The sequence below is a fragment of the Streptomyces sp. NPDC086080 genome (assembly GCF_044540255.1).
GTDB lineage: Bacteria > Actinomycetota > Actinomycetes > Streptomycetales > Streptomycetaceae > Streptomyces.
Genome location: NZ_JBITRU010000021.1, coordinates 80,639 through 104,832 on the forward strand (window position 1 = coordinate 80,639; position 24,194 = coordinate 104,832).

The 24,194-nt window shown below is 73.8% G+C and carries 12 protein-coding genes; 5 read left to right on the forward strand and 7 right to left on the reverse strand.

The window, feature by feature from the left end; genetic code table 11:
• Positions 1 to 4 precede the first annotated feature (4 nt).
• Positions 5 to 1,306: a macrolide family glycosyltransferase gene (locus ACIF9R_RS23995; protein WP_399983587.1), complete on the reverse strand. Its 1,302-nt coding sequence runs from the start codon at positions 1,304 to 1,306 to the stop codon at positions 5 to 7.
• Positions 1,293 to 2,324 (reverse strand): Gfo/Idh/MocA family protein, encoded by a 1,032-nt coding sequence (locus ACIF9R_RS24000; RefSeq protein ID WP_399983590.1) that lies wholly within the window; start codon positions 2,322 to 2,324, stop codon positions 1,293 to 1,295. Before ACIF9R_RS24000 ends, ACIF9R_RS23995 begins: the two co-directional genes overlap by 14 nt.
• Positions 2,325 to 2,662: 338 nt before the next feature.
• Between ACIF9R_RS24000 and ACIF9R_RS24005 the strand changes: the two genes are divergently transcribed.
• Positions 2,663 to 3,886: a nucleotide disphospho-sugar-binding domain-containing protein gene (locus ACIF9R_RS24005; RefSeq protein WP_399983592.1), complete on the forward strand. Its 1,224-nt coding sequence runs from the start codon at positions 2,663 to 2,665 to the stop codon at positions 3,884 to 3,886.
• Positions 3,887 to 3,907: 21 nt separating this feature from the next.
• Here the strand turns inward: ACIF9R_RS24005 and rfbH are convergent, their stop codons facing one another.
• On the reverse strand, positions 3,908 to 5,218 hold the full coding sequence (gene rfbH, locus ACIF9R_RS24010; protein WP_399983594.1) for a lipopolysaccharide biosynthesis protein RfbH: 1,311 nt from the start codon (positions 5,216 to 5,218) through the stop codon (positions 3,908 to 3,910).
• Positions 5,211 to 6,218 carry an NAD-dependent epimerase/dehydratase family protein gene (locus tag ACIF9R_RS24015; RefSeq protein WP_399983596.1) on the reverse strand — a complete coding sequence of 336 codons (1,008 nt, stop codon included), beginning with the start codon at positions 6,216 to 6,218 and terminating at the stop codon, positions 5,211 to 5,213. Before ACIF9R_RS24015 ends, rfbH begins: the two co-directional genes overlap by 8 nt.
• A 223-nt stretch (positions 6,219 to 6,441) precedes the next feature.
• On the opposite strand from ACIF9R_RS24015, the gene ACIF9R_RS24020 reads away from it, so the two are divergent.
• Positions 6,442 to 7,710, forward strand: a complete 1,269-nt coding sequence (locus ACIF9R_RS24020) for an activator-dependent family glycosyltransferase (RefSeq protein WP_399983598.1) — start codon at positions 6,442 to 6,444, stop codon at positions 7,708 to 7,710.
• Between the two features lie 390 nt (positions 7,711 to 8,100).
• Here the strand turns inward: ACIF9R_RS24020 and ACIF9R_RS24025 are convergent, their stop codons facing one another.
• Both ACIF9R_RS24025 and ACIF9R_RS24030 read right to left on the reverse strand, forming a co-directional pair.
• Entirely contained in the window at positions 8,101 to 8,751 is a 651-nt protein-coding gene (locus tag ACIF9R_RS24025; protein ID WP_399983600.1) for a response regulator, read from the reverse strand.
• Between the two features lie 2 nt (positions 8,752 to 8,753).
• Positions 8,754 to 9,950, reverse strand: coding sequence for a sensor histidine kinase (locus ACIF9R_RS24030; RefSeq protein WP_399983602.1), 1,197 nt, complete (start codon positions 9,948 to 9,950; stop codon positions 8,754 to 8,756).
• A gap of 178 nt (positions 9,951 to 10,128) precedes the next feature.
• On the opposite strand from ACIF9R_RS24030, the gene ACIF9R_RS24035 reads away from it, so the two are divergent.
• Genes ACIF9R_RS24035 through ACIF9R_RS24045 form a run of 3 tightly spaced genes read left to right on the forward strand, consistent with a single transcriptional unit; the run spans position 10,129 to position 12,425 of the window.
• Positions 10,129 to 10,644, forward strand: a complete 516-nt coding sequence (locus ACIF9R_RS24035; protein ID WP_399983605.1) for a YceI family protein — start codon at positions 10,129 to 10,131, stop codon at positions 10,642 to 10,644.
• A 36-nt stretch (positions 10,645 to 10,680) separates the two neighbouring features.
• The gene (locus ACIF9R_RS24040) at positions 10,681 to 11,625 is read left to right on the forward strand and encodes an ABC transporter ATP-binding protein (RefSeq protein WP_399983608.1); all 945 of its coding nucleotides are present in this window, start codon (positions 10,681 to 10,683) and stop codon (positions 11,623 to 11,625) included.
• Positions 11,622 to 12,425: an ABC transporter permease gene (locus tag ACIF9R_RS24045; RefSeq protein WP_399983611.1), complete on the forward strand. Its 804-nt coding sequence runs from the start codon at positions 11,622 to 11,624 to the stop codon at positions 12,423 to 12,425. The genes ACIF9R_RS24040 and ACIF9R_RS24045 overlap by 4 nt, the downstream gene beginning before the upstream one ends.
• A 158-nt stretch (positions 12,426 to 12,583) precedes the next feature.
• Here the strand turns inward: ACIF9R_RS24045 and ACIF9R_RS24050 are convergent, their stop codons facing one another.
• The gene (locus tag ACIF9R_RS24050) at positions 12,584 to 24,190 is read right to left on the reverse strand and encodes a type I polyketide synthase (RefSeq protein ID WP_399983613.1); all 11,607 of its coding nucleotides are present in this window, start codon (positions 24,188 to 24,190) and stop codon (positions 12,584 to 12,586) included.
• Positions 24,191 to 24,194: the final 4 nt, after the last annotated feature.

Below are 24,194 nucleotides of genomic sequence, written 5' to 3' on the forward strand. Positions count from 1 at the left end.
CCGGTCACGGCCCCACCCCGGCCGCCATGACCGCCTCCAGCCGGTCCGCCACCGCGGCAGCGCCCGGGGCGGTCCGCACACTGTGACTCAACTCCGCCACCCGGCGCCGCACTTCGTGGTCGGCGGCGAGGGCGTCGACCACGGTGAGCAGGAGTGTGGAGTCGAGAGCGCCGGGGTGGATCGACCGGCCCACGCCGAGGTCGACGACCCGCTGGGCGATGGCGTGCTGATCCTGTTGCTGGGGCACGACCACGACCGGAACGCCCTGGTGGAAGGCCTCCATCAGGCTTCCGGTGCCGCCCTGGCAGACGAACGCGGTGGCGTGTTCGAGCACCGCCAGATGGGGGAGCCAGGAGTGGGCCTCGACGTTGGGCGGCAACGGGCCGAGGTCCGACGGATCGACGCCGCCGCCGAGCGTCATCACCACATGCCACGGAGTGCCGGCGAAGGTCTCCGCGCACGCGCGGAAGAAGCCCGGACGGCGGTTGGCCGATGTGCCGAGCGAGACCAGCAGCAGCGGTGACCCGCCCGGCGGGGGCGACCACGGCCCGGTGAAGTCCGCCGCACGCGGGCAGGGCCCCGCGAAGAGGTACTCGTCGCCGAAGGTCTCCCCCTGGATCTGGAAGTCCCGGACGACGAAGGAGATGTTGACCGCCGCGCCGTCACCGCTCGCCAGCCCGTCGGCGAACAGCTCCGCCACCCCGGCCGCCTCGACGCGGGCGGTCAGCTGCCCGGCCAGGTCGCGCAGCCGGGGGTCGTCCGGATCGGCCGGCGCATGCGCGGGATCCGCCTCGGTGCCGTTCAGCGGTACCTGTGCGCTGGTGCCGAAACCGGCGTACGTCCGCACGGTCGGCACGCCGTGCCGCCGGCTCAGCGCCGCGGCCGTGTCCGAGGCGAGCGCGTCGTGCACGACCACGTGGGGCGGGTCGGCGGCCGCGGCGGCCAGGGCGGCCTCGAGGGGTGCGAAGCTCTCCCTGAGGAAGGCCAGCAGCATGGTCGTCGCGGTCTCGGTGCCGGAGACCGACTCCGGGAACACCGAGGTGTACGGCACCACGCGGGCGCCGGTGTCCGCGAGGTGACCGGCGAGCCGGTCGGCGACCACATAGGTGACCCGGTGCCCGCGCCGCACCAGTTCCTCGACCATGCCGAGGGTCGCCCTGATGTGCCCGTAGGAGGGGAAGCCCAGCCACAGCACGTGTCGTGCGGTCCGCTCGCCGTCGACGGCGGCGGTGGCGGTGGCGGTGGGCGTCGCGCCAACGGTCGTGAAGCCGGCCGGGTCCGGGGCCGGGGGGCTAAGCGGGGACACGGGCACTCCTCGCTCCGGCCCGGCGGCCCTCCTCGTCGCCGGAACCGCCGGCCAGGGCCACGACCGCCTCCAGCATCGTGGCCTGGCGGACGGCGGCGCGGGCGTGCGCCTCGTGGGCCGCCGGATCGGCGCAGGCTCCGGCGAAGGCGGTCACCAGATCGAGGAACTGGTCGGCGGCCGGCAGCACCAGCTCCTCGCGCCGCTCCGCTCGGTACAGCCGCAGCAGCGGCCGGGCCTCGGGCGGCGGGGTGAAGGCCCAGTCCACCTCGATACGGCCCTCGCTGCCCCACAGCGCATAGGTGTTGCGGTAGCCATGGTCCAGGCCGAAGTCGCACTGGGCGGTGACGCCCGCGCCGTCGGCGAGGAGCACCGAGCCCGCCGTGTCCACGCCGCCGTCCGGCTCGTACCGCAGGTGGGCGCCGAGGACCTGGACGTCCTCGCCGAGGAAGAGCTGGGCGGCGCGGACGGGGTAGCATCCGGTCTCCCGCAGGGCCCCGCCGGCCAGTTCACGGCTGTAGCGGATGAGTCCGGGATCGGCCCGCGGGATGCCGAAGGAGGCACTGAACACCCTGGGTGTGCCGATGGCGCCGGCGGCGACGAGTTCGCGGACCCGCGTGTGCTGGGGGTGGTGGAGGAACGCGAAGTTCTCCATGAGGACCAGGCCCCGCTCCCGGGCCGTGCGGGCCAGGCCGGTGGCCGCGGCGGTGCTGATCGTGAGCGACTTCTCCACCAGGACGTGCTTGCCGGCCCGCAGGGCGGCGTCCGCCCACCGTTCGTGCAGGGCGTTGGGCAGCGGGATGTACACCGCCCGTACGTCCTGGCGTTCCAGCAGCCGTTCGTAGCCGGTCTCGGCCTCGCAGCCGAAGTGTTCCGCGAAGGCGCGCGCCTTGCCGGGCGTACGGCTGGCCACGGCGACCAGGCGCGCCGTGGGGCAGCGCAGCAGCGCCGGGAGGGTGCGGCGCCAGGCGATGTCGGCGGCGCCCAGGACGCCGATCCCGACCGGTTCGTCGTCAGCCACGGCGGCCGCCCCGGGGCGTTCCGGACGCGCGGGTCGTCGTGGAGCCGCAGGGTGTGCGTGAGCTGCGTGGCATCGGCTGCATGGTGTCCCCCACCGGGAAGTCCAGGGGCCGGCCGCGGCGGACCGGCATCGGCGAACCCCATGTGTCTCACATCGGCTGCGGGCCGCGGCCCCGGGCCGCCGGGAATCTGCGACTTTCCCCAGACTGGCGTTCCGGGTGCCGTCCCGTCCCCTCCGGTCGTCGCCGCGATGGGGCAGGATCGCGGCGTCGCCCGTGCCCGGACCGCACCGTGGCGGCGTCATCGACGACAAGCCATCGACAGGGGTGTCCCGTGCGCGTGTTGTTCTCCGTGTCCTCCTGGCCGACGCACTACGCCTCGATGGTGCCGCTCGGCTGGGCGCTGGGGGCGGGCGGACACGAGGTGCGGGTGCTGTGCGCGCCCTCGCAGACGGACCCGGTGGTCCGGGCGGGCCTGCGGCCGGTGGCGGTCCTGGACGGCATGGACGTGGCGGTGCACAACCGGATGTCGTACGTCCGGGAGGCGTTGCGCGGCCAGTGGCCGTACCCGTGGCCGCCGCTGCACCCGCTGACCGGCGCGGTGATGTCCTCGCTCGGCGACTTCGACCTCGCGGAGTACCGGCGCACGGTCGGGCGGGAGTACGCACGCCGCGCCGCGCGGGGCCACGACCGGGCGGTGCGCTTCGCCCGTCGCTGGCGTCCGGATCTCGTCGTCCACGACCCGGTGAGCACGGAGGGGCCGCTTGCCGCCCGCGAGCTCGGGGTGCCGTCCGTGCTGTCCCTGTGGGGGCCGGTCGGCACGCACGAGGCCGACGGCCCGGACATCCTGGCCGAGGACCTGAGCGGCTCCTTCGAGCGGTACGGGCACGGCCCGTTCGGGGCCGACTCGGTCGAGTACGTCATCGATCCCTGCCCCGGCGCGCTGGAGCCGCCGGTCAGGGCCGCCCGGCTGCCGGTGCGTTTCGTCCCCTACAACGGGGGCGGCGTCGCCCCGGACTGGGTCGACGTACCGGGACGCCGCCCGCGGATCGCGGTGACCTGGTCGACGGCGCTCACCACGATGTCGGGGCCCGCGTCCCGTGTGCTGCCGCGGATCGTCTCGGCGCTGGCCGGTCTGGACGCCGAGGTGGTGCTCACCGGGACCGCGGACGACGTGGCCTCGCTCGGCAGGGTGCCGGAGCGGGTGCGGGTCCTGGAGCGCTGCCCACTGCTCGCGCTCCTCGCGCACAGCGACCTGGTCGTGCACCACGGGGGATCGGGCAGCACGATGACCGCGCTCGCCGCGGGGGTGCCCCAGCTGGCCGTCACCTTCGCCTCCGAACAGGCCCGGGTGGCCGAGCGGTTGAGCGGGACGGGCGCCGGGCGGCATCTGCCGGGGCACCTCGCCACCGGGGCGGCGATCCGTGCGGCGGCCGAGGAACTGCTGGACGGGCCCGGGCACCACCGGGCCGCCTGGCGGCTGCGCGAGGACAACCTGCGCCGGCCCACCCCGGTGCGGCTGGTGGACCGGCTGGCCCAGCTGGCCCGGCCGGCCCGGCGCTGACCGGGCCGGCCGCCGGACCGGTCAGCGGTGCCTGTCCACGAACTCCCGGACGGACGCGATCATGTAGTCGGTCATCTCGGTGGTGATGCCCGGATAGACGCCGATCCAGAACGACCGCTCGGTGATGATGTCGCTGTTGGTCAGGTCGCCGGCGACCCGGTGCTCCACGTCCCGGTAGGCGGGGTGCCGGAGCAGGTTGCCGGCGAACAGCAGCCGGGTGCCGATGCGCCGCGCGGTGAGGAAGTCGACCAGTTCGGGACGGCGGAAGGGGGCGTCCTCGGTGAGGGTGACGACGAAACCGAACCAGCTCGGGTCGCTGCCGGGTGTGGGCTCGGGCAGCAGCAGGCCGGGCACCCCGTCGAGCCCGTCCCGCAGCCGCCGCCAGTTGCGCTTGCGGGCGGCGACGAAGTCGGGGAGCCTGGCGAGCTGGCTGAGGCCGAGTGCCGCCTGGATGTCCGTCGCCTTCAGGTTGTAACCGACGTGCGAGAAGATGTACTTGTGGTCGTAGCCGTGCGGCAGGTCGCCCATCTGGTAGTCGAAGCGCTTGAGGCACTTGTTGTCCTCGCCCGGCTCGCACCAGCAGTCGCGCCCCCAGTCCCGCATCGACTCGGTGATCCGCGCCAGTTCCAGGGTGTTGGACAGGACGCAGCCGCCCTCACCCATGGTGATGTGGTGGGCGGGGTAGAAGCTCACGGTCGAGTAGTCGCCGAACGTGCCGGTCCTGCGCCCCCGGTAGGTGGACAGGACGGCGTCGCAGTTGTCCTCGACCAGGAACAGGTCCCGGTCCCTCGCCAGTTCGGCGACCTCGGCCGCCTGGAAGGGGTTGCCGAGGGTGTGGGCCATCATGATGGCCTTGGTGCGCGGACCGATCGCCGCTTCGATCCGCTCGACGGTCGTGTTGTACGTGCCGAGATCGACGTCGACGAAGACCGGCACGAGACCGCACTGGATGATCGGGTTGACGGTGGTCGGGAAGCCGGCGGCGACGGTGATGACCTCGTCGCCGGGGCGCAGCCGGCGCTCCCCCAGTTCCGGCACGGTGAGCGAGGCGAGCGCCAGGAGGTTGGCGGACGATCCCGAGTTGGTCAGGTGCGCCTTGCGGACACCGATCGTCTTGGCGAACAGCCGCTCGAAGCGCAGCGCGGCGGCGCCGGAGGCGATACGCAGTCGCAGGGCCTGCTCCACCAGCGCGGCGCGGTCGTCCTCGTCGAGGACGGCGCCCGAGGGCAGGATCGGGGTGACGCCGGGCACGAAGTCCTGCGCGGACGCCTCCTCGTCCCTGTGGAGTTTCCGCGTCAGTTCGATGATGGACTGCACGTCCGTGTCAGCCATGAATGCTCTCTCCGTCCGCTGCGATGGTCGAGGGTGATGCCGTGGTCGTGTGCCGGACGCTGTCCCACAGGGCCTGGAGCGCGTCGGCGAGGGTGCGGACCGGAACCCATCCGAGTTCCCGGCGGGCCAGGCCGATGTCGAGGGGCTGTTCGCCGATCCCGGCGTCCCGGCGCAGCGCGGGCTCGGGGCCGGGCACGATCGTGGCGGTGGCGGGGTCCGTTCCGGTGATGCGCAGGAGCGTGTCCACCGCTTCGGTGAGACGGACACCGACCCCCGATCCGACGTTGACCAGGGGCGGGACCGTATGGGCGCGTACGGCGCTCAGGACGGCGGCGGCGACGTCCCTGACGTCGACGACGTCCCGTACCCCGCCGATCACCGGAAGCCGCACGACGTCCGGGCGTTCGGCGATCCGGTGGGCGATGCCGCCCAGGAGGCTGTGCGGGGAGGCGAACGGTCCGACGGAGACGGCGATCCGCAGCACCACGGCGTCGATCCTGCCCTCGGCGACGGCGTCGGTGACGACGCGGGTGCCGGCGAGCTTGGTCCGCGCGTACCGGCCCGCCGGGCGGCCGGGCAGTGACTCGGCCAGCCGGGTCCGCCCGGGGTGGGAGCCGTACTCGTAGGCGGAACCGATGTGCACCAGACGTACCGGTCCCTCGGTCGCGGCCACGGCGGCGACGAGCCGTTCGACGAGGGTGATGTTGCCGGCGGTGAGGTCGTCGTCGCGGGTGACGCTCCACAGGGCCCCGGCCGCGTTCACCACCACGCCGGGCCGCAGGGAGGCGAGTTCGGCGGCGAGGGTGGCGGGGTCCGTGCGCACGATGTCGAGGGTCAGGGTCCGGCAGCCCTGCGGCAGGGCGCGGTCCGGCGGCCGGCGCACCACGGCGACGACCGGCCGGCCGGCCTCGCGCAGCGCGGCGCACACGGCACGGCCGACGAAACCGCCCGCGCCGAGCACGACGGCGGGCGGCCGGACCGCGCGTCCTTCTGGGTCCATCGGCGACTCTCCTGGGTCGGCTGGCCGAGCGGAGGGCGGCCCTTCCGGGCGCCCCACACCGTGCCGCCACTATTCACGTGAGCCGAGGGCGCGCCCAGCGAAGGCCCGCACCCGGCACCGAACTCTGGGTGTTTCCCCCGATCCTGCGGCCGTCTCCGTCCCGCGGGCGGGGACCGGAAGAACCTGGAGGCGCTCCGGATCACCCGCCTCTCAGGAGTCCACCGTGCGTGTGCTGTTCGCGACCATCCCCGAGAAGTCCCATCTGTTCTGCATGACGCCGCTGGCCTGGGCGATGCGTGCCGCCGGTCACGAGGTGCGGGTCGCGAGCTGTGTGGAGCTCGTCGACGTCATCGCCCGCACCGGGATGACCGCCGTGGCGACCGGCCGGAACGACGGGATCAGCGAGGCGATGACCGCCAACCGCCAGTCGCAGGAGGAGTGGGAGGCGGCCGGCTGGAACGAACTCGATCCGGCGAAGCTGACCTACGCGTCCGAGCTGGAGCGGATCCAGCTCGCGGCGTACGGCAGCGCCATGTACAACGAGCCGATGATCGACGAGATGATCGAGTTCGCCCGCTTCTGGCGGCCCGACCTCGTGGTCTGGGACCCGCTCACCTACGCCGGTCCCCTCGTCGCGGGTGCCGTCGGCGCCGCGCACGCCCGTTCCCTGTGCTTCGCCGACGTGTGGGTCATGAAGCGTCAGCTGTTCCGCAAACTTTCCGAGGAGGTGCCCGCCGACCTGCGCCGGGACCCGCTCGCCGAGTGGCTGGGCGGCCGCGCCGCCGAACTCGGCGGCGCGTACACGGAGGAGTTCGCCACCGGGCAGCTCACCCTCGATCCGCTGCCCGACAGCCTCGCCATCGACACGGAGGCGCGGCGCACACCGGTGCGGTTCGTGCCGTACAACGGTCCCGCGGTCGTACCGGACTGGCTGCGGACGCCGCCCGGGCGCACCCGGATCTGCATGAGTCTCGGCGCCTCCAACACGGAGCGCTACGGCGGTGACTACGTCCCCAAGGGGGACATCCTCGAGGTGCTGGCGGAACTCGACGCCGAGGTGGTCGCCGCGCTGCTGCCGCGGCAGGTCGCCGAGCTCGGGCCGATGCCGGACAACGTCCGGGTGGTGGAGTCGGTGCCGTTGCACGCCCTCCTGCCGAGTTGTTCCCTGCTCATCCACCACGGCGGCTTCGGCTCGTACGCCAACGCGCTCGTGTACGGGGTGCCGCAGCTCACCGTCACCACACCGGTGGCCGACCAACTCTACCGGGGTGCCGGTCTGGAGGAGCAGGGCGCGGGGCTGCTGCTGCCGCACGACCGGGCCACGCCGGAGGCGGTGTACGAACGCGTCTCGCGGATCCTGTCCGACCCCGCGTTCCGGCACCACGCCGACCGGCTGCGCGGGGAGGCGACCTCCCGACCCACTCCGGCCGAGACGGTGCCCGTACTGGAGCAACTGGTGAGGGACCGCCGCACGGCCCCGTGGCGCGCCTGACGGCCGGGGGCCGGTGACGCGGGCCCGGTGGGCGGGCTGGGTGACCCGGGTCCGCGCTCGGGCCCCCGGGCGGAGGCCGGAGGAGCGTACAGGGCGCCGCACCGCGGCCGGGAAGGCGACGGTGGCGCCCAGAGGAGGTCCGGCGGCTCAGGCCGGATGCGATCGACGGTATCCGTCCGGCTAGGCCGGGTGGAGTCCGGCGGGGCCCGGCGGGATCCGGAGAGGCCCGGAGAGGTCCGGAGAGGTCCGGCGGGATCCGGAGAGCCCGACGGGGCCCGGAGAGGCCCGGTGCGTGCAGCCGTGTGGCGGCGCGGGGCGGCGGCGACCGACGACGGCGCCGGGGATGAGGGTGCCGGACCCCACGCGCCCGGAGTGATCCGCCGGGCACCCCTACGGGTCGAGGATGCCCGCGTCGTGGGCGAGGAGTCCGGCCTGGGTGCGGTTGACGCAGCCCAGTTTGTCCAGCATGCGTGACACATAGCCCTTGACCGTGGCCTCGGAGAGGAACAGCCGGGCCGCGATCTGCGCGTTCGACAGGCCCTCGCCGACACCGGCCAGCACCTGTGTCTCCCGCTCGGTCAGGGACTCGACCAGCTCGCGGGCGCGGTCGCGGGCCCGGAGGCTGTCGGTGGAGGCGGCGATGAGCCGGCGTGCGGCGGCAGGGGACAGGACGGTGTGGCCCCGGGCGGCCGTGCGGACCAGTCCGATCAGTTCCTCCGGCGGGGTCGACTTCACCAGGAACCCGGTCGCACCGGCCCGCAGGGCGCGCAGCACGTACTGGTCGGCGTCGAAGGTCGTCAGCACCACGATGTTCGGCGGCTGCGCCAGCTCGTTGATGCGTTCGATCGCGGTCAGCCCGTCCATGCCGGGCATGCGCAGATCCATCAGCACGACGTCGGGGCGGCTGCGCCGGACCGCCTCGATGCCCGCCGCGCCGTCGTGGGCGGCGTCGACGACCTCCAGGTCCTCGGCGGAGTCGAGGATCGTGCGCAGGAACACGCACACCATGGGCTCGTCGTCCACCACCACGATCCGGGCCATGGTCACACCGCCGATTCCGCGGTCGGGACGTACGCGGGCAGCGTCGCCTCGACGCTGAACCCGCCGTCGGGGCTGGGGCCGGCCCGCAGGGTGCCGTGCACGAGTTCGATGCGCTGTCGCAGATGGGCGATGCCCAGACCGGATCCGGTGGCCGCCAGGTCACCGCTCGGCCGGCCGGCCGGGACGGTGTTGTGGACCGTCAGCCGCACCTGGGCCTCGGCGTACTGGGCCCGCACGGTCACCCGGGCGCCGGGCGCGTGTTTGCGTACGTTGGTCAGCGCCTCGCGCAGGACGCGGTAGGCGGTGCGCCCCACCACCGGTGAGGCGAGCGCCGGGTCACCGTCCTCGATCAGCTCGGCCGGCGTGCCCACGGCGGTCGACTCGGCCACCAGGTCGGCGAAGCCGTCCACCGACGGGGTGCGATCGCCCTCGGGCGCGGTGCGCAGGATGCCCACCAGGTCCCGCAGTTCGTCCAGGGCCTGGCAGCCGGCGGCGCGCAGTTCCTCCGCCGCCTGCCGGGTCGCCTCGTCCCGGGCCGTCACCCGCAGCGCCCCCGCCTGGAGCACCATGAGGCTGACCCGGTGGGTGACCACGTCGTGCATCTCCCCGGCGAGCCGGGCGCGTTCCTCGGCGCGGGCCTGCTCGGCGAGCAGATGGCGTTCCCGCTCGGCGCGTTCGGCGCGTTCGACCAGGGCGAAGACCATACGGCGGCGGGCGTCGAAGTACAGCGCCAGCAGCGGCCCGACCGCGGTGCGCAGCAGCCCGACGGTCATGACGGTGACCGACGGCTCCCACGGCCGCATGATGGCGAGGGTGAGGGCGGCGAGCACGAGGAACGCCGTGCGGCGGTCCTCCCGGTAGAAGAACGGGCCGTACGCCGCCATGATGGTCGAGTAGGGGGCCCAGGTGTTGGTGTCGCTGACGGGCGTCAGCGCGCCGGCCGGTGAGACCAGCAACGTCACCGCCAGCGTGAACGCGCCGAGCACGCCGACCACGGTGAGCGGGGCGACGCGCCGGAAGGCCAGCGAGGCGCAGGCGAGCGCCTGCACGCCCAGGAGGGTCCAGGCGAGGGTGCCCGGCCGCTCGGGCCACCAGCTCGAGCCGAGCAGCGTGGCACCGGTGTCGAGCAGCACGAAGGCCACCGCGATGGCCACGTCCACGGCCACCCGGTGACGACGGTGCCACGGTCCCTCGGTCATGACCCTTACGGTAGGGCACGCCGGCCGCCGCACCACCGTGCCGGGACGCACACCCTGCCTCCGCACGGGGAAGACCCTACGAAAGTCGTATGCCGCGCGCGACGACCAGCCGTTCGTCGCTGCCGGACCCGACGGCCCGCCCTGCCGCACGACCGTCCCGCCGTCGTGCAATGGAGGCATGGACGCGACAGACAACCCCACCACGACGACTCCCCGGCTCGGTCGCTACACGATCGACACGGCCACATCCTCCCTCACGTTCCGGACCAGACACCTCTTCGGCCTGCTGCCCGTGCGCGGCACGTTCGCGATCCGGGGCGGCACGGTCGACGTGGCCGAGCCGCTGGCCGATTCGCGGCTGCGGGTGGAGGTCGACGCGGCGAGCTTCCACACGGGCAACGACCACCGGGACAACGACATCCGGTCGGCGAAGTACCTGGACACCGACCAGCACCCGCTGTTCACGTTCGTCGCCGGGCAGGTGGACACCACCTCCGTCAGCGGCACGCTCACCGCCTGCGGTGTGTCGCGGCCCGCCCGGCTGTCGATCGTGCGCTCCGAGGTGCGCGCGGACTCCTTCACCGTGCGTGCCACCACCCGGGTCGACCGCACCGAGTTCGGTGTGACCGCGTCACGCGGGATGGCCGGACGACATCTCGATCTGACGCTGGAGGTCACATGCGTCCCCGCCTGACCCGGCCGGCCCGGTACCCCGCGGAGGGAGGCCGTCATGTCTAGCGCGGTCGTGGTCGAGAACCTGCGCAAGAGTTACGGCGCGGTCCGGGCCGTGGACGACGTGAGCTTCACCGTCGAGCACGGCGAGATCTTCGCTCTGCTCGGCCGCAACGGCGCCGGCAAGACCACCACCATGGAGATCCTCGAGGGGTTCCGCGACCGGGACGGGGGACGGGCCGAGGTACTCGGCCTCGACCCGGGCGACCGGTCCACGGCACGCGGCCTGCGCGAACGGATCGGGCTGGTGCTCCAGGACATCGCGGTCGAGCCGTATCTCACGGTCCGTGAGACCGTCGCCCGCAACGCGGGCTACTACCCCGGGCCGCGCGACGTCGACGAGGTGATCGGCCTGGTCGGCCTCGCCGGCCAGGAGGGAAAGAAGGTCCGCCAGCTCTCCGGCGGGCAGAAGCGGCGCCTGGACCTGGCGCTGGGCATGATCGGGAACCCGGGTCTGCTGTTCCTCGACGAGCCGACGACCGGATTCGACCCGAACGCGCGCCGCGGCGCCTGGCAGCTCGTGCGCGATCTGCGTGACGCGGGCACCACCATCATGCTCACCACGCACTACATGGAGGAGGCGCAGCAGCTGGCCGACCGGGTCGCGGTGATCTCCGCGGGGCGGATCGTCGCCGAGGGGACCCCCACGACCCTCGGCGGACGTGACACCGCCCGGGCCAGGATCCGCTTCGCCCTGCCGCCCGGCAGCACGGTGGCCGACCTTCCGCTGGAGGCCGTACCGGAGGACGACGGGCTGGTCCGTGTCGAGTCCGTGGAGCCCACCGGCGCGCTGAACCGGCTCACCGACTGGGCGCTGCGGCGCGGCACGGTGCTGGACCAGCTGACGGTCGACCGGCCGACCCTGGAGGACGTGTATCTGCGTCTGACCGCCGCCCCGGACCAGGAGGCGCCCGAACGCACCCCGGAAGGGAGCCTCTTGTGACCACCCTTGTTCCCCGCGCCGCGGGGAGGCCTGGCCACCGCGGTCCCGGCCTGCTGTGGCACCAGATCCGCTACGAGCAGCTGACGTTCTGGCGCAATCCGCAGAGCGCGTTCTTCACGTTCGTCTTCCCCGTCGTCATCATCGCGATCTTCGGCGGGCTGTTCGGCGGCATGGACGAGAACGAGTTCTACTACGGGAACTCCGCACTTCAGTACTATGTGTCGACGATCGCCGCGCTGTCCGTACTGGGTTCCTGCTACAGCCAGTTGGCGATCGTGCTCGCGTCCCGGCGGCAGACCGGGATCCTGAAACGGGTGCGGGCGACGCCGCTGCCCGCGTCCGTGTACTTCGTGGGTCTGCTGGCGCACTGCCTCGTGGTGAGCTTCGTCGACGTTCTGCTCATCACGATCGTCGGCCGGCTCTACGGTGTCTCGCTGCCCGCCCTCTCGCAACTGCCCGTGCTGACCGTCACGCTGGTGCTCGGCGCCGCCGCGTTCTGTGCCCTCGGGGTGGCGGTGGCCTCACTGATCCGCAACGCGGAGGCCGCGCCGTCGGTCGTGCAGTTCGTGCTGTTCCCGCTGGTGTTCGTCTCGGGCACCTATATGCCGATCCACTCCGGTCTGCTGAACGGCATCGCCGCGGCACTGCCGGTGCAGCCGTTCAACGACGCCCTCCTCGGCGCGTTCACCACCGAGCACGCCGGCCTGCCCTGGCAGGACCTCGCGGTGCTGTTCCTGTGGGGCGCGGCCGGTGCGGTGGTGGCGGTGCGGCGCTTCCGCTGGGACCCGCGTCCGGAGTGACGCGTCTCCCGCCGGGAGACCCGGCCGCCAAGTGACCGGCCCCATGACTCCGGCCGTGGAAGACGGCCGGAGAGCCGTGACCCTGCTACTTCCCCCGGGCAGGGTCACGGCTTCTTCTCGTCCTGCACGCGTCCGGGCGCCCGGTGCGCACGGAGGGCTCAGACCGGACGTTCGCGCAGCCAGGCGTCGACCGCGCCGGCGGTGGTGTCGGCCAGGTCCTCCATCATGGTGAAGTGGTTGCCGGGCACGTCGACGATGTGGTCCGCCTCGCTCCAGCCCGTCTGCCACTGCTCCGGCGCCAGTTCCTCTCCTCCCGGCATCGGCCGGTCCGCCCTGACGAGCAGCACGGGCGCCCGGAGCCTTCCGGGCCGCCAGCCGCCCAGCAGGTTGAAGTACCAGCTCATCGCGGACAGTCTGGCCGCGTCCATCCGGGCGAAGCCCGCCTCCCGTTCGAACATGCCGCCCAGCAGCTGGTCCTCGAACTGGCCGAGCGAGTTGTCGCCGGGCACATAGGTGTCGAGGAGCACGACACCCGCCGGGCCGCGGCCCTCCCGCTCCAGACGGTCCGCGGTCGCGTACGCCAGGACACCACCGGAGGAGGAGCCGAGCAGGGCGAACGGCGCGTCCCCGACCTGCTCGCGCACCATCCGCGCCAAGAGCGCGAGCAGGGCGTCCTCGGTGGCCGGCAGCGGCTCGTCCGCGCCGAATCCGGGCACCGCGAGCGCGGTCACGTTCCGTATGTCGCGGAACCCGGAGGCGAACCGCGCGTACTGGTGCACACCTGCCAGCGCCACCTGGGAACTGAAGCAGACCAGGTGAACCGGCTGTTCCCCCTTGGCCAGCCGGACCGCGGTGGGTGACGTCGCCACCTCGTCGGCGGCGGCGAAGGTCGGGCGCAACCGGGCGACGCTCTGCAGCAGTTCGAAGCCCTCGCGCAGCCGGCGCTCCTCACAGGCCCGGCGGAACAGCCGGCCGATGGTCTCATCGGTGCCCGCGTCCGCACCGGGTGCGGTGCCGGGTGCGGTGCCGGGTGCGGTGCCGGACGGCGGATCCGCCGGGGTGCCCGGCAGGCCCTGCGGCGGGCCCAGCAGGGTGTGCAGATGGCCGGCCAGGTCGTGCGGCGAGGTGTGGTCGAAGACCACGCTCGGCGGCAGCCGCAGCTCGGTCGCGGCGGCCAGCGCGTTGCGCAGTTCCACGGAGGTCAGCGAGTCGAGACCGAGTTCCAGGAACGGCTGGTCCGGCTCGATCGCCTCGGCCGAGGCGTGCCCGAGCACGGTGGCGGTGGCGGTGCGGACGAGGTCGAGCACCGCGCGCTCGCGGGCCGCCTCGTCGAGGCCGCGCAACCCTCGGGCCGTCGACCGGTCGTCGTCCCGGCGGGCGGCGGCGCGGCGTGCCGCAGGCCGGACGAGGCCGCGCAGCAGCGGTGCGGGGTCGGGGCCGAGGGCCGTGGTGTCCAGGCGCATGGGCACGAGCGAGGCGGCGTCGGCCCGCAGGGCGGTGTCGAGGAGGCGGAGCCCTTCGTCGTCGCCGAGGGCGAGCACACCGCCGCGGGCCATGCGTTCCCGGTCCGCGCCGTCGAGCCGGCCCGCCATGCCGCGTTCCCAGGCGCCCCAGGCGAGGGACCTGGCGGGCAGCCCGTCGGCCCTGCGCTGCTCGGCCAAGGCGTCGAGGAAGGCGTTGGCGGCGGCGTAGTTGGCCTGGCCCGGCGTGCCGAAGGTGGCCGCCGACGAGGAGAAGAGCACGAAGTCGGCGAGCTTGGTGTCGCGAGTCAGCTCGTGCAGGTGCAGCGCGGCGTCCGCCTTGGCGCGCAGTACCGCCTCGAACCGCTCCGGGGTGAGCGAGGTGAGCACTCCGTCGTCGAGGACCCCGGCGAGGTGGACGACGGCGGTGAGCGGGTGCGCCGGATCCAGGTCCGCCAGCGCCCGGCCCAGTGCCGGGCGGTCGGCCGCGTCGCAGGCGACCAGGGCGACCTCGGCGCCGAGCCCGGTGAGTTCGGCGCGCAGCGCCCGCGCCCCGGGGGCGCCGGCTCCCCCACGGCTGACCAGCAGCAGATGGCGTATGCCGTGGGTGGCGACGAGGTGCCGGGCGACCAGACCGCCGAGGGCTCCGGTGGCGCCGGTGACGAGCACGGTCCCGTTCGGGTCCCAGGCCGGGCCCGGCAGGTCGGGCACGGCGACGCGAGCGAGCCGGGCCGCGTGCAACCGTCCCTCGCGCACGGCCAGTTGGGGTTCTCCGGTGTCGAATGCGGCGGGCAGGGCGAGGACCGACTCGGGCCGGTCGTCGAGGTCGGCCAGGAGGAAACGTCCGGGGTTCTCCGACTGGGCGGTGCGCACCAGACCCCACAGGGGCGCGCAGGCCAGGTCGTGTGGGCGGGCGGTGCCGTCGCCGAGCGCGCCCCGGGTGACGAACGCGAGCCGGGTTCCGGCGAAGCGCTCGTCCGCGAGCCAGGATCGCACGGTGCGCAGCGCGGCGGCGGTGACGTCCCGCAGGGCACGGCCCGGTTCGGCTCCCGGTGCGGAGGCGAAGGAGACCAGCACGAGTTCGGGGAGGACCATGCCGGCGGACACGGCGGCCGACAGGGCGTCGAGGTCGGCGAAGGACTCCGTCCAGACGCCCGCCGCGGTCAGCGGTCCGCTGATGCCGAGGGTGTCCGAGCCGACGAGGACGCAGCGCCGGGTCTCCGCCCCGGTGCCACGTTCCGGCAGGGGCGTCCAGTCCACCCGGAACAGCCCGTCCGCGGGGCTGGATTCGGCCGCGGGGAGCGCCGCGTACGGGCGCAGGGTGAGCGCGCCGATCGAGACGACCGGACGTCCGAGGGGGTCCGCGGCACTGAGCGCCACCTGTCCGGGGCCCGTCGCGGTGAGACGTACGCGCAGTCGGGCGGCGCCGTGGGCGTGCAGCACGGTGTCGCCGAAGGAGAACGGCACCAGACGGCCGGCGGCATCGGGCAGCAGGTAGGCGATGGCGTGCAGGGCGGCGTCGAGGAGGGCCGCGTGCAGGCCGTGGCGGCCGGCGTCCGCGCGCAGCGGTTCGGGCAGGGCCACCTCGGCGTACAGCTCACCGTCCCGCCGCCAGGCGGCGGCCAGGCCCTGGAAGGCGGGGCCGTAGGAGACGCCGTCCCCTCCCGGCCCTTCGGCGTGGGCGACGTGGTCGTAGAGCCCGTCGAGCGCCACTTCCTCCGCGCCGTGCGGGGGCCATGCGGTGGCGTCGAACGGCTCGCCGCCGCCGTCGGCCTCCGCCAGTGTTCCGGTCGCATGGAGCGTCCATGCCTCGTCGGCGGCCGTCCCGGTGGGCGCGTCGGCCGGCCGGGAGGAGATCCGTACGGTCCGCCGCCCGGACGGGTCGGCGGGCCCGGCCACCACCTGGATCTGCCGCTCGCCCGCATCGAGACGCAGCGGCGCCGACAGCACCAGTTCCTCCACGCGTTCGTGGCCCGCGTGGTCCCCGGCGTGCACGGCCAGGTCGAGCAGGGCCGTGCCCGGCACGACCGCCGCCTGGGCGACGAGGTGGTCGGCGAGCCACGGATGGGCCGCCGTGGAAAGCCGTCCGGTGCAGACGAACCCTCCGTCGGACAGCGGCACGCAGGCGCCGAGCAGCGGATGCCCGGCACCGGTGAGACCGGCCGCCGCCAGATCGGCCGGGGCCGCGCCCGCCTCGGCCCAGTACCGCTGCCGCCGGAAGGCGTAGGTCGGCAGGTCCACCCGGATCGCCCCGGTGCCGGTGTAGGGAGCCGGACGGTCGACACGGGTGCCGTGCGCGAGCAGAGGGCCGAGCACGGCGGCGAGCGTGACGGTCTCGGGGTGGCCGCGGCGCAGGACGGCGCCCGCGAGCGGGGCGGATTCCCGGGTGCGCCGGTCCGTTTTGGCGCCGTCGGCGGCGGCTTCGGCTGTGGCGTGGGCGGCGGTGTCGGTGTCGGCGGCTTCGGCTGCGGTGTCGGCGGTGTCGGTGTCGGCGAGGCACTCCTCGACCGCGGCCATGAGGACCGGGTCCGGTCCGAGCTCGACGTAGGTGGCCACACCGGCCGCGCGCAGCCGCGCCACCGCGTCGTGGAACCGTACGGTCCCGCGCACCTGCCGCACCCAGTAGGCGGGGTCGTCGAAGCGACCCTCGTCGGCGGCGCCCGCACCGCCGGTCGCCACGACCGGGATCCGGGCCGGGTGGTACGTCACCGACTCGGCGATCCGGCGGAACTCCTCCAGCATCGGTTCCATGCGCGCCGAGTGGAAGGCGTGGCTCACCCGCAACCGTCGGCTCCGGCGGTCCTCGAAGCGGGCGCCCACCGCGAGGACGGCGTCCTCCTCGCCCGACAGCACGACCGAGACGGGTCCGTTGACGGCGGCGAGGTCCACTCCGTCGCCCAGCAACGGGGTGACCTCCGCCTCGCTCGCCCGCAGGGCCAGCATCGCGCCGCCCGCCGGCAGGGCCTGCATCAGCCGGCCGCGCGCGGCGACCAGACGGCAGGCGTCCTCCAGCGTCAGCACTCCTGCCACATGGGCGGCGGCCAGTTCACCGACGGAGTGGCCCACGAGGTGGTCGGGGGCGACTCCGTAGGAGGCGAGGAGGCGGTACAGGGCGACTTCGAGGGCGAACAGCGCGGGCTGCGCGCACTCCGTGCGGGAGAGGACCTCGGCGGCGTCTTCGGTGTCGGCGAACATCATGTCGCGCAGGGACAGGCCGAGTTCGGGATCGAGGTGCGCGCACACGGCGTCCAGGGCGTCGGCGAAGACCGGCGCGCACGCGTACAGTTCCCGGCCCATGCCCGGCCGTTGACTGCCCTGGCCGGTGAACAGGAACGCGGACCGGCGCTGTGCCGCCCGGCCCCGTGCCACACCCGGCGCCGGGGTTCCGGCCGCGACCGCGTCGAGCCCGGTCAACAGCCCGTCCCGGCCGGCGGCGAGCGCGACGGCACGGTGGTCGAAGAGGGTGCGTGTCGTGGCGAGCGAGAAGCCGACGTCGAGGGGATCCAGTCCCGGGTGCCGCGTCAAGTGGTCCCGCAGGGCCGCGGCCTGGGCACGGACGGCGCCCTCGGTACGGCCGGAGACGAGCAGGGGGACGAGGGGCGGCGCCGGCACGGGTGGCGGGGTACCCGGCCGGGCCGCGGGCACGGCGCTCCGGGGCAGGGGGACCGCATTCTGCGCCGCGGGCGCGGCGTCCTGGGCCGCGGGCGCGGCGTCCTGGGCCGCCGGGGCCTCCAGGATGACGTGGGCGTTCGTGCCGCTGATGCCGAAGGACGACACCCCGGCGCGACGGGGCCGTCCGGGCTCCTGCCACGGTACGGCCTCGGTGAGCAGGGCGACGGCCCCGGCCGACCAGTCGACCTGCTCGGTGGGCCGGTCCACGTGCAGGGTCGGGGGCAGCATGCCGTGCCGCATCGCCTGCACCATTTTGATGATGCCGCCGACGCCCGCCGCGGCCTGCGCGTGACCGATGTTCGACTTGATCGAACCGAGCCACAGCGGGCGCTCCTCGGGCCGGTCCCGGCCGTACGTGGCGAGCAGCGCCTGCGCCTCGATGGGGTCGCCGAGGACGGTCCCGGTGCCGTGTCCCTCCACGGCGTCCACCTCGGCGGGCCGCAGCCCGGCGCGGTCCAGGGCCTGGCGGATGACCCGCTGCTGGGCGGGTCCGTTGGGCGCGGTGAGCCCGTTGGACGCGCCGTCCTGGTTGACGGCCGAACCGCGCACCACGGCGAGCACGCGGTGCCCCTGCCGACGGGCGTCGGAGAGCCGCTCCAGCAGGAGCATGCCGACGCCCTCCGCCCATCCGGTGCCGTCGGCAGCGTCCGCGAAGGACTTGCAGCGGCCGTCCGGGGCGAGCCCGCGCTGCCGGCTGAAGTCGACGAACGTACCCGGTGTCGCCATCACCGTGACCCCGCCGGCCAGCGCCGTCTCGCACTCGCCCTCGCGCAGCGCCTGCGCGGCGAGATGCAGCGCCACCAGCGACGAGGAGCAGGCGGTGTCGACGGTCACCGCGGGCCCTTCGAGACCGAGGAGGTAGGCGACCCGCCCGGTGGCCACGCTGCCGGCCGAACCGGTGCCGAGGAAGCCCTCCGCCCCCTCGGGGACGGTGTGCAGCCGGGCGAGGTAGTCGTGGTACATGACTCCGGCGAACACCCCGGTGCGTCCCCCGCGCAGCGTGGCGGGGTCGATGCCGGCGGACTCGACCGCCTCCCAGGACGTCTCCAGCAGCAGCCGCTGCTGCGGATCCATGACCACGGCCTCGCGCGGCGAGATGCCGAAGAAGGCCGCGTCGAACTCGGCGGCGTCGTGCAGGAATCCGCCCTCGCGCACATAGCTGGCCCCGCCGGTGTCGGGGTCCGCGTCGTAGAGCCGCTCCAGGTCCCAGCCCCGGTCGACCGGGAACGGGGTGACGCCGTCGGCGCCGGAGGCGACCAGGTCCCACAGGTCGTCCGGAGTGCGGACGCCTCCCGGGTAGCGACAGGCCATACCGACGATCACGATCGGGTCGTCCGCGTCCGCGCCCGGGGCCCCGCGCGTGTCCGTCCCCCGCCGTACGCCCGGTGCGACGGCCCGCCGCCCCGGTTCGTCCTCGCCGAACAGCCGCTCCAGCAGGTGGCGGGCGACGGCGTCGGCGGTCGGATGGTCGAAGACGAGGGTCGCGGACAGCCGCAGGCCGCTCACGGCGTTGAGATGGTTGCGCAGTTCGACGGCGGTGAGCGAGTCGAAGCCGAGGTCACGGAAGGGCTGGTCCACGGCCACGTCGTCCGGCGCGTCATGGCCGAGCACGGTCGCCGCCTGGGTCCGGACGAGATGGCGCAGCGCGGACAGCCGCTCCTCCGCGGGCAGCGGTTCGAGCCGCTCGACGAGTGAGGCGGCCGCGGCCTCGTCGGCCCGGGCCGCCCGTCGCCGGGGCGCACGGACCAGGGCACGGAACACGGGTGGCAGATGGTCGCCGTTCTCCCGCAGCCCGGCCAGGTCGAGGCGCACCGGCAGCACCGCCGGGTGACCGGTCGAGGCCGCGAGGTCGAACAGGGCGGCGCCGTCCGAGGCGGTCAGCGGTATCACACCGCCGCGCGCCATACGGCGCCGGTCGGCCTCGCCGAGGCCGCCGGTCATCTCACCGGAGCCGTCCCACACGCCCCAGCCGAGGGAGAGCCCGGGGAGTCCTTCGGCCCGGCGGCGGGCGGCGAGCGCGTCGAGGAAGGCGTTCGCCGCGGCGTAGTTGCCCTGTCCGGGCGCACCCAGGGCGGCGGAGACGGAGGAGAAGAGCACGAACGCCGACAGGGGCGCGGTGCGCGTCAGAGCGTGGAGGTTGAGGGCGGCGTCCACCTTGGGCCGCAGCACCCGGCGGACCTGTTCGGGGTCGAGGGTGGCCACCGTGGCGTCGGCGATCACTCCGGCCGTGTGGACGACACCGGTCAGCCGATGTGCGGCCGGGATGTCGTCGAGGACGGCAGCGAGGGCGTCACGGTCCGCGGCGTCGCAGGCGACGAGGGTGACCCGCGCCCCGAGCCCGGTCAGCTCGGCGACGAGTTCGTCGGCACCCGGCGCCTCGGGGCCACGCCGGCTGAGCAGAAGGAGGTGGCGCACGCCGTGGGTGGTGACGAGGTGACGCGCGATCACCCCACCGAGCTGTCCGGTGGCACCGGTGACCAGCACCGTGCCGTCGGGCTCCCAGGCGGGGGTGCTGTCCGGGGCGGGGGGCGCGGTGTTCAGGCGGCAGGCGAACAGCTCACCGTCCCGTACGGCCACCTGCGGTTCGTCCGAACCGAGCGCCGCCTCCAGGCCGTCGTGGCCGTCGTGGCCGTCGACGAGTAGGAACCGGCCCGGATGCTCCGACTGCGCCGACCGTACGAGCCCCCAGACGGCGGCGCCCGGCAGGTCCCGCAGCTCGTCGCCGGCCCGGGCGGTCACCGCTCCGTCGGTCACGAGGACCAGGCGGCTCTCCTCGAACCGCTCATCGGACAGCCACTCCCGCACCAGACCGAGGACCCGGAGCACTTCGTCATGAGCGCCCCGCGCCGACTCGTCGCCGGGCGTCCCGCAGGCGGCCACCACGATGCCGGGCACGGGAACGCCACCGTCGACAGCGGCGCGCAGGGCCGACAGGTCCGGATGGCGCGGCCCGTCCAACGGCAGACCGTCACCGGAACCGAGAACGACGGGTTCGGGTGTCTCATCGCGCGGTGCCAGTGCCGGTGCCGATACCGGTACCGGCATCCAGTCGAGCCTGAACAGCGCGTCGCGGGGGGCGGGATCGACCGCCCCGGAGGCGAGGGCGTCCACGGACATCGGCCGCAGCGTCAGCGAGCCGACCTCCGCGACGGGTCGCCCCGACACATCGGCGACCTGGAGGGTGACGCTCTCGGCTCCGGTGGGCGTCAGCCGCGCACGCAGTCCGGTGGCACCGACCGCGTGCAGCGTCACACCGCTCCAGGAGAACGGCAGCCGCCCCGGCCCACCGGCGTCCGCACCGGAGTCCTCGTGCTCTCCGACGCCGAGGGCCATCGCGTGCAGTACCGAGTCCATGACGGCGGGGTGCAGGTGGAAGGCGTCGGCGGCGCCGGCTGCGTCCGGCGCCTGCGGAGCGACGGGCAGCGTCTCGACGAACAGGTCGTTCTCACGGCGCCATGCCTTGCGCAGCCCACGGAAGACCGTTCCGTACTGGAGGCCCGCGTCCGCCAGTTTCTCGTAGAGACCGGCCGTATCGACCTCCCGGGCGCCCTGCGGGGGCCACTGGGTGAGGTCGTACGACGTCTCGTCGTCCGGGACGGGGGCGAGGAGGCCGGTCGCATGCCGCGTCCACCGCTCGGCCGGGTCGTCGTCCCGCCGGGACGACACCTGCACGGAGCGGCAGCCGGTGTCGTCCGGGGTGCCGACCAGCACCTGCAGATGCACCACACCGGTCGCCGGAATCACCAGCGGAGCCGTCAGGGTGAGTTCCTCGACACGTTCGCAGCCGACCCGGTCGCCCGCGCACAGGGCCAGTTCGACGAACCCCGTACCCGGGAACACGATGCGGCCGGCCACCTGGTGATCGGCCAGCCACGGCTGCGACGGAACCGACAGCCCGCCCAGCAGGAGGACATCGCCGGACCCCGCCAGGCTGATCTCGGCATGGAGCAGGGGGTGCCCGGACCGAACGGAACCGAGCGGCACCGGCCCCGCGCCCAGCCGGGCCGTGGGCCAGTAGCGGCGGTGTTGGAAGGCGTAGGTGGGCAGGTCGGTGACGCGGGCGCCGGTGGGGGCGTAGAACGCGGCCCAGTCGACGTCGGCCCCGCAGGCCCAGAGTCGGCCCAGGGCGGTCACGGCGGTGAGCGGTTCGGCCTGCTTGCGGTGCAGGACCGGGGCGACGAGTACGGCCTGGTCGGCGCAGGTCTCGTCGACGGCACCGGTCAGGGTGGCGTCGGGACCGAGTTCGAGGAAGCGGGTGACGCCGAGGGAGGCCAGGCGGGTGATCGCGTCGGAGAAGCGGACGGTGCCGCGGACCTGGTCGGCGAAGTAGGCGGGGGTGAACTCCTCGACCGGCTCGCCGGTCAGCGTCGAGATGATCGGAATCTGCGGCCGGGCATACGACAACTCCCCCGCAACGGCCGCGAAGTCGTCGAGCATCGGGTCCATCAGGGCGGAATGGAAGGCGTGGCTGACCTCCAGCCAACGGCCCTGCCGGTCGGGCAGGACTGCGGCCACGGCTTCAACCGCTTCCCGGGTGCCGGACAGCACCACCTGCCCCGGCGCGTTCACCGCCGCCACCGACACACCCTCGACCAGCAGCGGAGTCACCTCGTCCACCGAGGCCCGCACCGCCCACATCACACCACCCTCGGGCAGCGCCTGCATCAGCGAGGCACGCGCCGCCACCAGACGACACGCATCCTCAAGGTCCAACACACCCGCCACATGCGCAGCCGCCAGCTCACCCACCGAATGCCCCACCAGATAGTCCGGGGTCACCCCCCACGACTCCAGCAGCCGGAACAACGCCACCTCGACCGCGAACAGCGCGGGCTGCGCCCAGCCCGTGGTGTTCAGCGCCTCCGCATCGGTGGACATCACCTCGCGCAGACCCTCGAAATGCGCGCACACCTCATCCAGCGCCGCAGCGAAGACGGGGAAGGCTTCAGCCAACTCAGCGCCCATGTCCAGGCGTTGCCCGCCCTGGCCGGAGAACACGAAAGCGGTCAGCCCACCCCGGGCCGCCACCGGCGCCACATCCCCGCCGGCCAGCGCCGCCAGCCGCATACGCAACTCGTCCGCATCCGCGCCCAGCACCACCGCCCGATGCTCCAGCCCCGCACGGGTCGTCGCGAGCGTGACACCCACATCCACCGGGTCGAGACCATCCACCGCGGACAGCAGCCGTTCCGCCTGTGCCGCCAGGCCCGTAGCCGTGTGGGCCGACACCAGCCAGGGCAGCAGGGGCAGTTGGAGATCGCTTTCCTCCGCGTCGGGTGCGGCCTCCTCGGTCGGTGCCTCCTCGACGATGACGTGGGCGTTCGTACCGCTGATACCGAAGGACGACACACCGGCCCGCCGCGGACGCTCACCGCGCGGCCATTCCCGCGCCTCGGAAAGCAACTCCACCGCACCCGCCGACCAGTCCACGTGCGAGGACGGCGTGCCGACATGCAGCGACTTGGGCAGCTGCCCGTGCCGCATCGCCTGAATCATCTTGATCACACCAGCGACACCGGCAGCCGCCTGCGTGTGCCCGATGTTCGACTTGATCGAACCCAGCCACAACGGCCGGTCCCCGGGCCGGTCCTGGCCATAGGTGGCGAGCAGCGCCTGCGCCTCGATCGGATCACCCAACGTCGTCCCCGTACCATGCGCCTCCACCACGTCCACCTCGGACGCCGACAGACCCGCGCTGGTCAGCGCCTGCCGGATCACCCGCTGCTGCGACGGACCGTTCGGCGCCGTCAGACCATTCGACGCACCGTCCTGATTGACCGCCGAACCACGCACCACCGCCAGCACCCGATGACCGTTACGCCGCGCGTCCGACAACCGCTCCAGAACGAGCACACCCACGCCCTCGCCCCACCCCGTACCGTCCGCGTCATCCGAGAACGCCTTGCACCGGCCGTCCCCGGCCAGACCACCCTGCCTCTCGAACTCCACGAACGCACCCGGCGTCGACATCACCGTCACCCCGCCGGCGAGGGCGAGGTCGCACTCCCCGGCGCCCAGCGACTGGGCCGCAAGGTGCAGGGCGACCAGGGAGGAGGAGCACGCCGTGTCCACCGTGACCGCGGGGCCTTCGAGCCCCAGCACGTACGACACCCGGCCCGACAGGACACTGCCCGCACTACCGGTCCCGCCGTAGCCGTCCCCCGACTCCCCGGCCAACGCCAGCAGGGCCGGGTAATCCTGCCCGTTCGTACCCGCGAAGACCCCGACCGGCAGCCCACGCAACGACGAAGGAGCAATACCCGCCCGCTCCAACGACTCCCACACCACTTCCAGCAACAACCGCTGCTGCGGATCCATCGCCAACGCCTCACGCGGCGAAATACCGAACAGACCGGCGTCGAAATCCGCCGCCCCCTCGACGAAGCCACCGACACCTCGGTCAACGGTCCAGCCCCGGTCCGTGGGGAACTCGCCCATGGCGTCCACGCCGTCCGCCACCAGCCGCCAGAGGTCCTCGTCCGACTCCACTCCGCCCGGGAACCGGCATCCCATGCCGACCACGGCCACGGGCTCGGCAGCGTCCGACTCGATGTCCCTCAGTCGCTGCTTGGTCTCATGGAGTTCGAGCGTGACCTTCTTCAGGTAACCGAGAAGCTTGTCCTCGTTGCTCATCAAG

Bases quoted from the DNA above. Each gene is read 5' to 3' on its own strand.
- rfbH (WP_399983594.1), bottom strand. From the start codon at position 5,218: ATGGCTGACACGGACGTGCAGTCCATCATCGAACTGACGCGGAAACTC.
- ACIF9R_RS24015 (WP_399983596.1), bottom strand. From the start codon at position 6,218: ATGGACCCAGAAGGACGCGCGGTCCGGCCGCCCGCCGTCGTGCTCGGC.
- ACIF9R_RS24025 (WP_399983600.1), bottom strand. From the start codon at position 8,751: ATGGCCCGGATCGTGGTGGTGGACGACGAGCCCATGGTGTGCGTGTTC.
- ACIF9R_RS24030 (WP_399983602.1), bottom strand. From the start codon at position 9,950: ATGACCGAGGGACCGTGGCACCGTCGTCACCGGGTGGCCGTGGACGTG.
- ACIF9R_RS24035 (WP_399983605.1), top strand. From the start codon at position 10,129: ATGGACGCGACAGACAACCCCACCACGACGACTCCCCGGCTCGGTCGC.
- ACIF9R_RS24040 (WP_399983608.1), top strand. From the start codon at position 10,681: ATGTCTAGCGCGGTCGTGGTCGAGAACCTGCGCAAGAGTTACGGCGCG.
- ACIF9R_RS24050 (WP_399983613.1), bottom strand. From the start codon at position 24,190: ATGAGCAACGAGGACAAGCTTCTCGGTTACCTGAAGAAGGTCACGCTC.